Raw genomic sequence first — 15,515 nt, 5'->3', positions numbered from 1 at the left:
GTAAAAGTTAAACAATCTAGCAGCTGCGTCTTTTCCCTTAAGCCTTGAACTCTTGTTCTGATTTCAGATAACGGCTATTAAGCCTGCTCTGAAAACGGTTTTGATTAAGGCGTTTATGCTTTACTTAGGAGGTACTGAGTATGGAAGCTTTTGCGCTTCAAATGCAAGGCATTACGAAAGAGTTTCCAGGTGTTAAAGCTTTAGACAATGTAACATTTTCAGTGCGTAAGGGAGAGATTCATGCCTTATGTGGTGAAAATGGTGCGGGAAAATCAACTCTAATGAAAATTTTAAGTGGTGTATACCCACATGGAACATATAGTGGAAGGATTGTAATTAATGGAAATGAAGTCTCGTTTAAATCCATCAAAGAATCACAAATGGCTGGAGTTTCAATTATTTATCAAGAACTGGCACTTGTAGGGGAAATGACGGTAGCGGAAAATATTTTCCTTAGTCATGATTTAATGAGAAGTAAAATCATTGATTGGAATAAAATTAATACTGAGGCACAAAAATGGCTTCATTATATAGGTTTAGATATTAATCCTGAAACAAAGGTTAATCAGTTAACGGTCGGAAAACAACAACTAATTGAGATTACAAAGGCATTGACACATAATACAGATATTTTGATTCTTGATGAACCAACAGCTGCCCTCACGGAAAGCGATGTTGAAATTTTAAAAGGAATCTTAATGGACTTGAAATCGAAAGGTGTTACATGTATCTATATCTCTCATAAGCTTGGTGAGGTGATGGCATTAGCAGATAGTGTAACAGTCCTTCGAGATGGTATAACAATTGGAACCTATCCAATTTCGGAGATGGATGAAGACAAGATTATCGCGAAAATGGTTGGCAGAGAACTCACTGAATTGTTTCCATATGAACCGCGCAAGATTGGTGACACAATCTTGGAGGTTGAAAATTATTCAGTTTTCGATAAGCAATTAAATAAAGCAATTATAAAAAATGCTTCATTTAAGTTACATAAAGGTGAAATACTTGGGTTTTCCGGATTGATGGGAGCAGGCCGCACAGAGCTTTTTACAAGCTTATTCGGGGGCCTTGAAGGAAAAAAAGAAGGACGAGTTGTCATTGACGGGAAGAAAACAAAAATCCAAAAACCGGCTGATGCAATCCAGGCAGGTTTGGCCTATGTCTCAGAGGATCGGAAAAGATACGGTCTTATTCTGGGAATGGATATTGTCAAAAACTCTACCCTTGTTGCCCTTAATAAAGTCATTAAATTGAATGTGATTGATAATGCCCTTGAGGTTAAAAAAGCGGAAGAAATTAATAAACGAATGAAGCTTAAAGCGCCAAACCTTGAAGCGAGAGTTGGCCAGTTAAGTGGAGGGAATCAGCAAAAGGTAGTTTTAAGCAAATGGATCCTGAATAATCCTAAAATTCTTATCTTGGATGAACCTACGAGAGGAATAGATGTAGGCGCGAAATATGAAATCTACAAAATTATGAATGAACTGGCAGAACAGGGAGTGGGAATTGTCATCATTTCTTCGGAATTGCCAGAAGTTTTAGGGATTTCTGACCGGATTCTTGTTATGTCTGAGGGGGCCATCATGGGAGAATTCAGACGTGAAGAAGCAACACAAGAAAAAATAATGGCTTGTGCAACGGGAGGGAAAAAGCTGTGAACAGTCCAGTAACTACAATAAAAGACCCACAGGAAAAAAAAACAGTTGGATTTAAATTTGATGTTCAGTCCTATACGTTAATCATTGCAGTTGTTGTCATTGCAATGATCTTCGGATTTTTTACCAGCGGTGAATTCTTATCGTCTCGGAATCTTTCAAACTTATTTACGCAAATGGCTGTTATATCCGTACTTGCCGTTGGGATGACATTGGTGATTGTTGCCGGGCATATCGATTTGTCGGTTGGTTCGATTGTCGGTCTAACTGGTGGTATTGCCGCTATTTTGCAGGTATGGCAAGGCTGGAATACAGTAACTGTTGTTCTTGCCGCCATTATAGTAGGAGCCGTGATCGGTTTATGGCAGGGTTGGTGGGTTGCTTATCGTAATGTACCTGCGTTCATTGTTACCTTAGGTGGTATGCTGGTTTTCCGTGGAATTTTGATCGGTATTAGCAAAGGACAAACAGTTGCTCCATTGAGTACTAGTTTCGGTCAAATTGGAAACAGCTTTATCCCCTATGCTGTCGGTTATATTTTGGCAGTAATTGCTGTAGTTTTTCTGTTTATTGCTAAAATACGTTCAAGAGCAAAACGGCAAACATTGGGATTAACGCTTGCACCGACATTTATTGATTATGGAAAAATTACGGTTTATTCAGTTTGTATTATAATCGTAACTTACATGCTTAATCGCTATTTGGGAATTCCTGTACCAATGTTAATTGTAGTGGTTTTAGCAGGAATATTCCTTTTTGTATCGCATAAGACATCATTTGGCCGGTTCACATATGCGATTGGAGGTAACGTTGAAGCTGCAGCCCTATCAGGAATCAATATCAAACGAAATGTACTATTTGTCTTTATTTTAATGGGAGCTTTGGCCGGTATAGCCGGAGTTTTATTAACAAGCAGATTAAACGCTGCTACTACCAGTGCTGGGACTTCATATGAGCTGGATGCCATCGCAGCTTGTGTTATCGGTGGGACAAGCTTAATGGGTGGTAAAGGTAAAATCGTTGGGGCCATCATTGGTGCTTTGATTATGACGAGTATTGATAATGGTATGAGTATGATGAATATAGAAGCATTTTGGCAGTATATTGTAAAAGGTCTCATTCTCATTTTTGCAGTATGGTTGGATGTATCTAACCAGAAAAAATAATGTTTATCTTCAAATTATGAAGTACTGATAAGGGGTGGTATTGAAAGGTTGAATTGTAACAAAAAGGTTGAATATACAGTATAGCCCTGAGCGGTAAAATAAAGGCTTTATAACTTTTTTACAAACGTGTCAGGCCCTCACCGCTTTAAAATAGCTGGGGACCGACCTAGAAAATTCTTTTATAATTGGCATCAGCCTTACCCAAACGAATGTGTAAGGCTGACGAAAATCGTTACTGTGCTTTCTTAAAAGTGAGTTCTTTTCCTTTTGATTCTTTTACTAACATTATACTTATAATAGAAATGATACTTGCTACTTCTAAATAAATCTCCAAGGATGTTTATCAGCGAATCTACAATTTTATCAGCGAATTCGACCAATTTATTAGCGAATTTTCAATTTTATCAGCGAATCAATACAAGCAACAATCTTTTTTTGGAGACCATCTAACGGCGTTCGTAAGTTCAATAGAAGACATGCACATAAAAAGGTAACTAACGTATATTGTTGATAACTACCTTTTTAGGAGAGATGTGTTTTGTACTACTATAATAATCCGTATTTGAACCACTTCGTTAACGGTTATAAGTATGGTACGCAATATCTATATCCAACCACCGGAAGTCCAAAAGGGTATAGAAATAATCGTTCTGGAACTAGGGCTAAATCTTTTTCCAAAGAGGAAGCAGCAGCAATTGCTTTACTTTTAGGCATTGACTTTAATAAAAGCAAGTTTGATTTAGATGAGTTTTGGATGGGAGTAAATACAGAGCTTGAACATGGAAAAATATCCAGCCAAACGAATGTTACAGGAGATGATCCTATTATTACTGGGAAAATTGCACTGGCTCATCTTAACGAGTTTCCTGATTACTACAAAAGATTAAAGATACTTGAGGAAGAAGCAAAAGCCTATTGGAATAAATGATTTTTTGGATACTTAAATGATAAGAATATCTTATATTTGAAAGCGAGTTTGTGAAAATTGTACTTAACGGGGGCCAGTGGGGTCAGACCCCCACCTAGCTAAAGTTTAATGCGGTAAAGGAACCACGGAGACGGTTCTGGTGGCTTTTGATTGGTTTTTGTCAACAAAACTAGTAGAAGACTCTCGTGGTCTTCTTTTTCAGCTATTTTCAATCTTGTTTAATTCATCACCATTAATCATTTCTATTTGGTGCCGCAACTCTGTTATGTAACGTGTCATTGCCAATCTTACAACTGATGGGTAGTATCGTGTGTTAAGCTCCTGTTCACATTCCTCTAAATCCATTTTTTTCACCGCGATAATTTTTGTTAATTCTTCAGTACTCATAGTCCATCCCCCTACATATTAACTATTTTTATAGCTTTAGGATGGACACTTTTTTCATAGTTTATACAAAATGAAGTAGGGGAAGGAGGTTCTCATGTTTCATCGAACTTAGGGTGATGTGTTAGAAGAAATGTCGTCGTGTATCGGGGTACATATTTCGACTCCTTTTATAATAGAAACTCGCAATTTACCCATCGATGAGGGTCAAAGCTATGTTAATCAAACGTTTAATTAACTGACAAAAATTTTGGCCGCTGAATGAATTAAATCCTTATATGGCGGGATTTCTGGCATATTTAATCAAACGTTTATTTAGTTTTAATGGAAGAGAATTTTGTTTAGGTTTGTCAGACTGATGTGCTAAAGGTTAAAGCAGAAATGAACCAGTTGTAAAACCTGAAATACCCATCACAATCCCGATGGCTATGTTTTCCCCATTATTGCTAAATTTGTCACAAGGGTTTTTGGTTTCTATGGCAAATATAGTTGGGACAGAGGAGAGTGATAAGGATGCAGGCAGGAGAGAAGAAGACGTTTATGTATATTCCTTCCTTAGGTATTGTTGAATCCTTCAAAACGAGGGACGAAGCAGTGAATGAAAATAACCCGGAACAGGCTGCTCAGAAAATTTTTGATGATACGGTACTAAGAAGATTACAGAAGGAATATCCGGGATGTAGAATCATTCAGAATGGGAATAGCTGGGCCATCATACCAACGGAACCAACATAAATACCGGCGGAATTTGACATCATTTTCTAGCCATGTAGGAGGAAAGTCCAGGATGGGAGTGGGTTGGTCCTGCTTTCAATTAAACGTTTATTTAATGGCGGAAATACATGAAATAGGTAGGATGATGTAAGTTCACGTGAAGCTAGTCCATTCGTGCAACTATGCGGGTTATAATCTGCAAATTTCCCTGGCAATTATCGACAACTTTTTTTACGAATTTGCAAGGGAAATCTATATAGATCAATACTTTGTTGCTGTTTCAAACAATGGATTGAATAGTATTTCATAGTTGTCATTTCGTCGAATTGATGTCGATTAGTGAAACTAGAGATACGAATCTATGACAGAAGAAATGGGTGCCAGGAGCCGTCCGGGTTCTTTTCAACTATCAGAGGGAAGAACCCGGCACCCAAAAGCAGGAGTATTGTTAACGGTGCCTAGTCAATTGTTTGTGATCTGTCGAGAAGGATAAATTTGAAAAAATGACTCCCTTCATTATCATAGATCCTCGGATTCTTATGCGTTAGTGGTTAAAATGTGGTCAAGTCGCTCCCTTCGGCTTTTTTAAAAAGGCTTAACGACCATAAGCACCAATATGGCAATCATCAGCAGCTGTGCCGCCGTCTCGATTGGTACGATCTTTTTCATCAACAGTCCGAACTCGGCGGGTATCTCATTACCCTGGTCTTGACTTTCAGATACAATCTTTATGACCTTTTTCATACGCGGCTCGATCAATCCGTCGATCATGACGACCATGAGCAGCGATAAAAGGAAGGATACATTCAGCCACATTTGAGATAACCCCATCTTGGTTATGATCATAAGCCAAACCCCGGTTATAATAAGTACGGCTCCGCCAATTTTAGGTATTATGGCAAGCTTGGTCGTTATACCAAAAGCAAAGCGCAGCTGACCGACGGTTCTAGCGGATCTTCGAATGATGGGCATCACGAAAGCTGGACCAATCATGGCGATCGAAGCCAATATATGCAAAACGAGCAGTAATCCAAACAAACCGATTATCTCCCTTCTCCTCAGTGCACCAGAATATCGCTTTGATAGGCAAGACCGACCCTTTTTCTTTTAAACGATCCTCCGAGCTCTATATGGTCCAGCATACATTTCGCGACATCGGCATAAGCAACATCCAGCTCTTGAAGTCGGCTGAACAAGTGACGGGCTATATCTGCCTCGGAATATTCCTTGATCATCTCCGGAATCGGAATGGGTAAGGTTTCCGTTGTTACATGGAGATGAACCGGATCTGGATGCTCTATCGAATCAATCATTGTTCCCGGACACATAATGGACCAATCGAGTTGAGTCTGCTGTAGCCGTTCGAAATTCCGGTTGTGATTTTTATACTCAGGCGGGAAGCCAGGTAAATTGTTGCCGATAAGATCGGTATATGGAATACCCAGCAGTCCGGCTCCTCCCATTATCCATACCCGCCCAGAGAAACTAGGTTGGAATTCACATTGGGTTATAATGTTATCGACGATACGAACAAACTCTTCTCCCTGGCCCGCATGGCCGGCTGCAATAATAGCGGCGTCTTGATGCGCGAGCGCCTCACCGATGCTGACCGGGTCCATAATATCGGCCACGATCACCTTCACATGCTGTGCGGAATGCTCACCTAGTTGATCATAAAGCTTCTCAGAATTTCGCACAAATGCTGTCATTTCATGCCCCATTTTTATCCCTCGCGCCAACACTCTTTTTCCTGTATTTCCCGTCGCTCCAAAAACAATAATTTTCATTGTTCTTTCCTCCCCTTAAATGTCTCCCAATATTTGGTTAACTCAAGCTTAGCATCGTTTTAATATTATGTTAAGAACCCACTTTAAAGTACGGTACTTACTTAAAAGTAAGCATGACAGAATGGGAAGACTTAATTGTTCACGCGGAGTTCGGGAGGACAGGAAATATCAAAAGACAGATTGGCGACAATCCTACACTATCAGGAGTTTTATTAACTCAAGCCCGAAAATTAATTCATAACAGGAGTGCCGACTGTAGGTAAACAAAAGCTGCCCGGTATCCCGTGGCAGCTTTTGTTTTGAGTTGATTGAATTAGTGTACAAGTTCTTTGAATCAGCTTTAAGACGCTGATTCTTTATATTTCCGCTTATTATGATTTTCTCCCCAAGCGCACATGACTTCTGCTACAGGGATTAATGTTTTGCCGTATTCACTTAGGGAATATTCTACTTTTGGAGGGATGGTAGGGTAGATCGTTCTATCGACTATGCCTTCTCGTTCCAAATCTCGGAGATGTTGTGAAAGCATTTTTTGTGAAACATCAGGTATAAGCTTTTCCAGATCGTTGAATCGCTTACTGGATTCAATCAAATGCCATAAAATCATTGGCTTCCATTTGCCACCTAAAACATGAATGAGTGTCTCAACTGGACATTCACGCTGATGAATCATTGATAAATCCTCCCCTTACTTTTAAGTGAGTGCATTATCTAAAGTAAACACTTAACAAAATTTTACAAAAGATATACAATCAAGTCAATCAAATGAAACTAAAAAGGATAAAAAAGGCTTGTAGAAGTGGCTTTCAGGAACATGCTTTCTTTTTATCCACAATTTAAAATATTTCCTTTGGCTAGATTAATCTTTACTCCCACTGAACCTATAATCAAATACGATCGATGTGTGACAGAGCTATATTTAATCAAACGTTTGATTAACTGACAAAATTTTTGGCAGTTAACCAGAATTAAACCCTTACAGTAGGCATTTCCGCGTATTTAATCAAACGTTTATTTAACTGACAAAATTTTTAGCTGCCAAAGGGGTTCATTCCTTTTACTGGAATTCCTCCTACATTATCATTTCTTTCGGAGTCACACCGTTTCCCCATGTGTATGTCAAATATAAAAAAGTCAAACAATTTTCCAAAGATTTTGAATTATATTTGTAAACGTTTTCAACTAAAATTGAAAAATGAAAGGAGAGTTTCATAAACTTTTTAACTAAGGAGGAATGGTAATAATGAGGGTGATTACAAAAGTTTTGCGTCATTTTTTATTGTATTCTTTTATTCTATCTTTAGTAATAGGAGGATTCGCCAATCAGACTGTACATGCTGCTAGTCTTTCTGTATCTGACAGTGGCGGCTGGTTTGAAACTGCATATGTAGAATGGTCACCTATTGGTAATGCGGAAGGGTATAAGGTATATGTTAAACCTGCAGGCGGACCGGATTCTCAATATGAACAAATTGACGATGAATTAATTCGAAAATACGCTACATATTGGAGAGCTGATGCTTTGGGCCTTGCAGCTGGAGATTATGTCATGAAAGTGGAAGCGTTACTGTCAGATGGTTCAACAGTAAGCACTGTTTCAAATAAACTTTCAGTAGCGGCACATGATAGATCCGGATTTTCTTTTGCAGCAAACTCTCAATATGGCACAGGTTCAGGTGCTTATCATGATGATGGAACACTTAAGGATGGTGCTCAAGTTATTTATGTAACATCTAAGAATGCCAAAACCGTAACGCTTGATGTGATCATCAATAGTAAGGGCGCTAAACAAACGGCGGTTGGTATCGGTGAAATTTTGAACTTAAGGCAAAAAGGCTACGATACAACACCACTTGCCATCAGATTTATTGGAAAAGTTACAGCTGCTGACATGAGTGGGCAACTTAACAGTAACGGATATCTTCAAGTAAAAGGTAAATCAAATTATTCGGAAATGAATATGACATTAGAAGGTATCGGAGAAGATGCCTATGCCTATGGATGGGGTTTCCTGCTTAGATATGTCGGTAATGTAGAAGTAAGAAATCTAGGTGTCGCGTTATTCCCTGACGATGGCATTTCCCTGGATACAGGCAATGTGAATGTTTGGATCCATCATAATGATATTTTCTATGGAACTGCAGGCGGAGATGCTGACCAGGCAAAAGGCGATGGTTCCACTGACCTTAAAAATGGATCAACGTATAGTACACTATCTTACAATCACTACTGGGATTCCGGAAAATCTGCTCTAGTCGGTTTGAGTGACTCGGCAGAATTCTTTGTAACCTTCCACCATAACTGGTTTGATCATTCAGACTCCCGTCACCCGCGTATAAGAGTAGCATCTGTTCATGTATACAATAACTTCTTTGATGGAATCTCAAAATATGGTGTGGGTACTACAACAGGAAGCTCAGCCTTTGTAGAATCAAACTATTTTAGACATGCCAAATATCCAATGATGAGTTCCTTACAAGGCACTGATGCTTTAGGAAGTGGTACATTCTCTGGTGAGGATGGAGGTATGATTAAAGCATACAATAATATTATTAATGATGCTGCAAGTCTTATTTATGCGAATTCCGATACAGGAACAGCTCCGGCTCATGCAACATCATTTGATGCCTACTTAGCTTCGGCAAGAAGTGAAACGGTTCCAAGTTCATACAAAACATTAGTAGGTGGAACCACTTATAATAATTTTGATACAAGGATTGATTTGGGAGTAGACCCATCAGACATTGATGATGTAAGCCTTGTTGAAAAAATTGTAACGGCGGAAGCTGGACGCTTAAATAATGGAGACTTTACATGGAAATTTGATAATTCCGTTGATGACACATCGAGTAGCATTAATGCAGCACTAATGACTAAAATAAGAAATTACACCACTAACCTTGTTTCTGTAGGAGGCAGTTCAACAGAAACTCCAACAGATCCAACAGACCCATCAGACCCAGCAGACCCGGCAACTGAAGGATATGTCCATAACTTTACCACGGATGGAATAGCAAGCGACTTTTTCACGATTGCAGGGAGCCTCTCAAAAAGTAAGGGAACCATAGTGTATAATGGTTTAACCCTAACTCAAGCTTTGAAAATTGAAAGCTCAACCAGCATTAAGTTTACCACTACGAAAGATTCAACATTAATTTTAGTGTTTAATACAGCAGATGGAGTAGGAATCAAGATAAATGGAACAAGTTATCCAATGAAAGATGGCATTGTGACTGTATCACTTGAGCCTGGCACACATACTATTACAAAAGATGATGTGACAAATCTGTTTTACATGGCACTAGAATTTGCAGGTGGTAATCAAACGCCGGATGTCACAGCTCCTGAAACAACGCATGAAATTGTGGGAGAAGCACAAAACGATTGGTATAGCGGTCCTGTTACAGTGAACTTAAAAGCATCAGACAGGGAATCAAAGGTTGCTGCAACGTACTACTCAATCAATAACGGCAATGTACAAACTGGAACTTCGATTGACATTAGTGAAGAAGGTAAGCACGTAATCCATTACTGGAGTAAAGATGAATTTGGCAATGTTGAAGAAAAGAAGGAAGTTGGAATTAACATTGACCTAACAGCACCGGTCATTACCTTCTCTGTTGGAGATGGTGTAGTGTATGGTATTGATGAGATTGTTACGATTTCTTGTAATGGAGAAGATGTGTTATCTGGTATTGATACAAGTACGTGTAAAGAAATTTCAGCACCGGCCTATCAGCTTGGAATCGGTGATCACACGTTCGAAGCAGAGGGCGTTGATGTTGCTGGAAATAAAACGAAAGTATCTATTACAATAACTGTGACAGTAAACTTTGAGAGCCTAGCTGCATTAACAGAGTCTTTCTTAAAAGATAATGGCAATGAGGGAAAAGCTGTCTCTTATCTTTCTAAACTAGCTGCCGCAAAAGCAGCGGAAGAAAGAGGAAATATAAAAGTGAGAGATAGTCAGCTTCATGCATTTATGAACCATGTAAAGGCTCAGACAAATAAACAAATTATGGGTGAACAGGGTGGATATTTAATCAACTTTGCGGGAGAATTAATGAAATGAATTTCGGGATCGGACCCCGACTCGGCTCGAATGGTTTGCCTTAATAGTTTAAGATCTTTTGATAATTGCCGAATAGATTGACCTTCTTTTAAGTGCAATTTTCTGATAAGCTCCATATTAGCCATCTTTAACATCCCTTTTTCCTCCTAAATCATGAAGTTCTTTACAAACTCCATGATAAGGGATTTGGTGTTAAGGGTGGTCATTTTTGATTAGAGAATTGTACTAAAGTGGTCAACTTTTATTTTAGTGTTTGCAACATCGATGGAAAAACCTTAAATGATTTTAACTTACAGCTCGAAAAAACAACCTTATCATATATGATAAAGTTGCTCTTCAAGTCTACCCTTTAATCATCGGTATCACATAACTTATAATAAACCACAGTATTGCGAAAAAAATAATTAGATAAGCAGCATATTTTATAAAAGTAGAAGCTACTTTACTGGAATCCGACTTCCTTTCAGTCCTTTCGACCTGCTTATGTTCGTCCATTATTAACATCTCCTTCGTAAGAGTTTTTTACTTACCTACCCTTCCGTAGGAAAAATAAACTTTACCAATCTTGGTGTCAGACCCCCGCCCAGCAAAAGTTTAATGCGATAAAGTGTGAAATCTAAACAGGGAGCTGACCTCTCTGTTTTTTGTTCTTCAATTTGTCATAATTTATGGATCGAATTTGGTAGGAATTTAGTGGTTGTTGTTGAATAATGTATTTAATTGAGAATAATGTAGAAAATGATAGACCGGTTTTAGTGTATAAAGGGTGCTGTAAAAAACATGACCATTGGATAAGAGAGGTATACTATGGGATTTGAAGAAGAATACCAGGCCTTTATGAATACTCACTTGCAGGCAAGAACCGGTGAACGGTTGCGGCGCTTACAAGAAGGTCACAATCAGGCTGAAATGTTATTTTTGAAGCAAGTGTGGTGGCCATTATTTTACCATTTCAAGTATCTTCATCCAGAATATGAAGTCGATGATTTCAAGGATGGCAAAAGGTATTTGGATTTTGCTTATATTCGTCCCGCCATCCGGATTTGCCTTGAGGTCGACGGGTATGGTCCGCACCTGAAGAACATAAGCAGATGGCAATTTTCAGACAACCTGGAACGTCAAAACCAGTTGGTGATTGACGGTTGGATCGTAATCCGCTTTTCTTATGACCAAGTTAAAGAGAAGCCTCGTCGATGCCAACAGATTGTTCAGCAAGTGATTGGTCAATGGCTGGGTGATGAACTGGATCAGACATCTCTGTCCTTTGTCGAAAAGGAAGTGCTGCGGCTAGCGATTCGAAAAGGAGAAGCCATATCCCCTAAAGAAGTCGAGAAGTATTTGAAGCTAAGTGATAAGACGGTAAAAAAAATACTTTCTCAACTAGTCGATAAAAAGATGTTGATTCCCGCATCTGGGGTCAAGAGGGTTCGCTCTTATCGGTTGGGGGATCAGGTTAAGCACCCGATCTGATAAATAGACGGAAGAATTTCGCTTAATTAGTAAATAGCATTAAAAATAGCCCTAATAGACGGAGAGATTCCGCCTATTGACTCGAAAATCGGGAAAATGGGGGATTTTGCTTTGCATAATCGGAAAAACTCCCCTTATTTACCCCCAAACGAGCTCTATTCTGCATCTAACCGAAAAATCTCCGCTTATTTTTACAAAAGGAAGTGATGAAAACTATCGCGGGACGGGTTTTTGAATATTTGGGTGCTTTGATTTTAGCATTCTATATAAATCCAAGAGTTTTTGAGTGATGAAATAAATAAAAGGTGCTAGGTAATTGTCATGTACCTAGCACCTTTTCTATCATTTTTTTCCTTGTTGAAAGTAAAATGGGATAGTAATAACTTTTTGATTAACCAGGTAAAATGAAAAAGAAAACTACCAAGCTATTACTTATTTTCATAACATTCCCCTTGAGGTTCAATACTTCTTGAATTAGTTTCCACAATAATACTTTCCCCACAATATGTTTTTAGGACAATAATAAATGGAGGTTCGGATGTAATGGTAGTCTCCGGAAAGGGACAATGTATTGTCCCTTTGTCCCCCTTGCCTAAAAAATAGTATAGTGTTATAATTCGATAGTGCGATAGCATGGTAACGCACTAAAGTGAAATGATAATCCAATTAAGGTGGTTTTTTCATATGAAACGTCTAGTATCTATAGTTCTAGTGATCGCAGCGGTATTTTCCGTTTTAACAGCCTGCTCGAATAATACATCGGGCGATAAGGAAAAGGATAATCAAATCCTGAAAATCGGTATTGACGATAAATTTGCTCCGCTGGGATTCCGTGACGATGCTAATAATATTGTTGGTTTTGATATTGACTATGCAAAAGCAGCTGCTGAAAAGATGGGCGTGAAGGTTAAATTCCAGCCTATCAACTGGAAAACAAAGGAATCTGAACTAAGCAGCGGCCGGATTGATTTTATCTGGAATGGTTATACAATCACCGATGAACGTAAGAAAAAGGTTCTTTTTACAAAGCCTTATTTAAAAAATGCTCAGGTAGTGGTCACACTGGCCGATTCTAAAGTATCCAAACTGGCAGATTTAGAAGGAAAAAGGGTCGGGCTGCAGTCATTATCTTCAGCTTCGGATGCCTTGGATGCGAATCCAATAAAGTCCAAGATTAAAGAGGTCACGGAGTTCTCCGATAATGTGATGGCCTTGAATGATTTAAAAAGCGGCCGATTAGATGCGGTTGTGATTGATGAAGTTGTGATTGATTATTACATGACAAAAGAGCAGGGTACGTTCAAAGTGCTTAATGAATCCCTCGCTCCTGAGGAATATGGAGTAGGCGTGAAAAAAGGGAATGAGCAACTGCTGAACAAACTGCAAAAGGCACTCGATAAAATGAATGAAGACGGCACGGCCGCTAAAATTTCAAATAAATGGTTTGGTGAAGATAAAGTAGTAAAATAATGATAAATAGGTAGCAAAACAGGATTCCAAAGGGACCCTGTTTTGTATTGCGCTGGGCTACAGAAAGCTATCGCTTTCTGCACGCATTAAGGGAGACTAAGCCGATTTCCAATCGACTAAGTCTCCCTATATCGGGGCTGACCAAGGCGCTTACGCTTTTTGTTATTGGAGGAATCCTGTTATGTCGTATGAGTACATTATAACGATCCTTAAGCCGATGCTGGAAGGGGCGCAAATGACGATTCTTTTGTTTGTGATTGCCATTGTTGTGTCGCTTCCGCTGGGCTTTTTGTTAACGTTAGCTGTAAAAAGCAGCTTCAAGCCACTATCCTTGCTGGCACAAGCTTTTATTTATGTGATGCGCGGGACACCGCTTTTGCTTCAGCTATTAGTGATCTGTTTTGGGCTGCCGATGATTCCGGGCATCGGGGAATATTTGGTGCTGGACCGCTTTGTGGCTGCTTGTATAGGGTTTATCCTTAATTATGCTGCCTATTTTGCTGAGATTTTCCGCGGCGGACTTTTAGCCATTGATAAAGGACAGTATGAGGCTGCACAAGTTCTCGGTTTTTCTAAATGGCATATGACGACAAGGATCATTCTGCCGCAAATGTTTCGTATTGCCCTTCCTGCTGTGGCAAACGAATCGGTGACACTGGTCAAGGATACGGCCCTGCTTTATGCCGTTGCGGTTCCGGAATTATTGCATTATGCAGAGACAGCAGTCAATCGTGATTTTACGATTATTCCTTTTGCTGTAGCGGGTGTTATTTATCTGCTGATGACGCTTGTATTAACGCTGTTCTTTAAATGGATCGAGCGGCGGTTAAGATTTGAATAAGGAGGGGGAATAAGGATGGCAATCATTGAAGTTTCTAATCTCAAAAAGTCGTATGGCAATCTGGAAGTCTTAAAACAGATTAGCTTTGATGTTAATAAAAACGATGTAGTGGCTGTGATTGGCCCCTCCGGATCTGGGAAAAGTACGATGCTCCGGAGTCTTGTCCACCTGGAAAAAGTTGATGGAGGCAGTATTCGGGTTTCCGGTGATGATCTTGTAAAGGACGGTGTTTACTCAAAGCCGGACGAAATCAAGCAGATTACCACCAAGATGGGAATGGTGTTTCAGCACTTTAATCTGTTCCCGCACCTAACAGTCAAAGAGAATTTGGAAATGGCGCCACGATTAGCGAAAAGGGAGTCTGCTTCCGATATAAGGAAGCGAAGCAGCGAGCTTCTGCAGAAGATCGGGCTTACGGGCCGGGAAAGTGCTTACCCTGCTCATTTATCAGGCGGCCAAAAACAAAGGGTAGCCATTGCTCGAGCGTTGATGATGAATCCTGATATTCTGCTGTTTGATGAGCCTACATCGGCGCTGGATCCCGAGTTAACCGGCGAAGTCCTGCAGGTGATGAAGGATCTGGCAGAAGAACACATGACAATGATTGTCGTCACCCATGAGATGGGATTTGCAAAAGAAGTAGCCAGCCGTGTTATTTTTATGGACAATGGAGAAATTATTGAATCCGGTCACCCTTCTGATGTAATGACTAACCCGCAATTCGAACGGACGAAGGCGTTTTTAAATCGTTGATGGTGGTGCCGTAGAAGCGTGACGATGGTATTTATATAGTAACAATTCAGGGTTCAGTCCGGCTATTTTAACTGCAGGGCTGAACCCTTTTACGTAGGGGTACATGATTTTTTTAGCATTTGGGCCAACTTCATATTCATGTAATATTAAATGCTGGATATGGCACAAATTCTAGTGCTGCCTCCAACCATAGTTCCTGTTTACAAAGGCTCTGTTATAACTGAATGTTGATTTCACTGTGTTTGAAAATAAATGGTAAAATTCCGTTTATA

Annotated in this window: 13 protein-coding genes and 1 pseudogene; 10 read left to right on the top strand and 4 right to left on the bottom strand. The window is 39.5% G+C overall.

What is annotated here, in order from left to right; translation table 11 throughout:
* Window positions 1-140: 140 nt before the first annotated feature.
* The 3 genes from BANVL01_RS24695 (at window position 141) to BANVL01_RS28010 (ending at window position 3,752) form a co-directional block, all read left to right on the top strand.
* Window positions 141-1,661 carry a xylose ABC transporter ATP-binding protein gene (locus BANVL01_RS24695; RefSeq protein ID WP_066093459.1) on the top strand — a complete coding sequence of 507 codons (1,521 nt, stop codon included), beginning with the start codon at window positions 141-143 and terminating at the stop codon, window positions 1,659-1,661.
* Window positions 1,658-2,824 carry a sugar ABC transporter permease gene (locus BANVL01_RS24690; RefSeq protein WP_066093456.1) on the top strand — a complete coding sequence of 389 codons (1,167 nt, stop codon included), beginning with the start codon at window positions 1,658-1,660 and terminating at the stop codon, window positions 2,822-2,824. Before BANVL01_RS24695 ends, BANVL01_RS24690 begins: the two co-directional genes overlap by 4 nt.
* Window positions 2,825-3,362: 538 nt before the next feature.
* Complete coding sequence (locus BANVL01_RS28010) at window positions 3,363-3,752, top strand: DUF5661 family protein (RefSeq protein WP_172800882.1); 390 nt, start codon at window positions 3,363-3,365, stop codon at window positions 3,750-3,752.
* 198 nt (window positions 3,753-3,950) lie between these two features.
* On the opposite strand, the gene BANVL01_RS24680 is transcribed toward BANVL01_RS28010, so the two are convergent.
* Entirely contained in the window at window positions 3,951-4,139 is a 189-nt protein-coding gene (locus BANVL01_RS24680) for a hypothetical protein (protein ID WP_066093453.1), read from the bottom strand.
* A 510-nt stretch (window positions 4,140-4,649) separates the two neighbouring features.
* Here BANVL01_RS24680 and BANVL01_RS24675 point away from each other — a divergent pair.
* A complete protein-coding gene (locus tag BANVL01_RS24675; protein WP_066093450.1) occupies window positions 4,650-4,871 on the top strand; it encodes a hypothetical protein in 222 nt (73 codons plus the stop codon).
* Window positions 4,872-5,435: 564 nt separating this feature from the next.
* Here BANVL01_RS24675 and BANVL01_RS24670 read toward each other — a convergent pair.
* The 3 genes from BANVL01_RS24670 to BANVL01_RS24660 all read right to left on the bottom strand — a co-directional run bounded on the left by BANVL01_RS24670 (window position 5,436) and on the right by BANVL01_RS24660 (window position 7,310).
* Window positions 5,436-5,894 (bottom strand): DUF2269 family protein, encoded by a 459-nt coding sequence (locus tag BANVL01_RS24670; protein WP_066093447.1) that lies wholly within the window; start codon window positions 5,892-5,894, stop codon window positions 5,436-5,438.
* Window positions 5,895-5,908: 14 nt separating this feature from the next.
* Window positions 5,909-6,637, bottom strand: a complete 729-nt coding sequence (locus BANVL01_RS24665) for an NAD(P)-dependent oxidoreductase (protein ID WP_066093444.1) — start codon at window positions 6,635-6,637, stop codon at window positions 5,909-5,911.
* Between the two features lie 340 nt (window positions 6,638-6,977).
* On the bottom strand, window positions 6,978-7,310 hold the full coding sequence (locus BANVL01_RS24660; protein WP_066093441.1) for a winged helix-turn-helix transcriptional regulator: 333 nt from the start codon (window positions 7,308-7,310) through the stop codon (window positions 6,978-6,980).
* 570 nt (window positions 7,311-7,880) lie between these two features.
* Between BANVL01_RS24660 and BANVL01_RS24655 the strand changes: the two are divergent.
* The 6 genes and pseudogenes from BANVL01_RS24655 to BANVL01_RS24635 all read left to right on the top strand — a co-directional run.
* A pseudogene (locus BANVL01_RS24655) lies at window positions 7,881-9,944 on the top strand (pectate lyase family protein); the annotation flags it as partial.
* On the top strand, window positions 9,933-10,709 hold the full coding sequence (locus BANVL01_RS28885) for an OmpL47-type beta-barrel domain-containing protein (RefSeq protein WP_425311869.1): 777 nt from the start codon (window positions 9,933-9,935) through the stop codon (window positions 10,707-10,709). The pseudogene BANVL01_RS24655 and the gene BANVL01_RS28885, both read left to right, overlap by 12 nt.
* Before the next feature lie 807 nt (window positions 10,710-11,516).
* Window positions 11,517-12,179, top strand: coding sequence for a putative endonuclease domain-containing protein (locus tag BANVL01_RS24650; RefSeq protein ID WP_066093439.1), 663 nt, complete (start codon window positions 11,517-11,519; stop codon window positions 12,177-12,179).
* 684 nt (window positions 12,180-12,863) lie between these two features.
* On the top strand, window positions 12,864-13,649 hold the full coding sequence (locus BANVL01_RS24645; RefSeq protein ID WP_066093435.1) for an amino acid ABC transporter substrate-binding protein: 786 nt from the start codon (window positions 12,864-12,866) through the stop codon (window positions 13,647-13,649).
* Between the two features lie 181 nt (window positions 13,650-13,830).
* Window positions 13,831-14,490, top strand: coding sequence for an amino acid ABC transporter permease (locus BANVL01_RS24640; RefSeq protein ID WP_066093431.1), 660 nt, complete (start codon window positions 13,831-13,833; stop codon window positions 14,488-14,490).
* 15 nt (window positions 14,491-14,505) lie between these two features.
* Window positions 14,506-15,243: an amino acid ABC transporter ATP-binding protein gene (locus tag BANVL01_RS24635; protein ID WP_066093428.1), complete on the top strand. Its 738-nt coding sequence runs from the start codon at window positions 14,506-14,508 to the stop codon at window positions 15,241-15,243.
* The last annotated feature ends 272 nt before the right edge of the window (window positions 15,244-15,515 follow it).

This window comes from Neobacillus novalis NBRC 102450 (assembly GCF_001591805.1).
Taxonomy (GTDB): domain Bacteria; phylum Bacillota; class Bacilli; order Bacillales; family Cytobacillaceae; genus Neobacillus; species Neobacillus novalis.
This window is presented reverse-complemented; position numbering and strand designations above follow the sequence as displayed.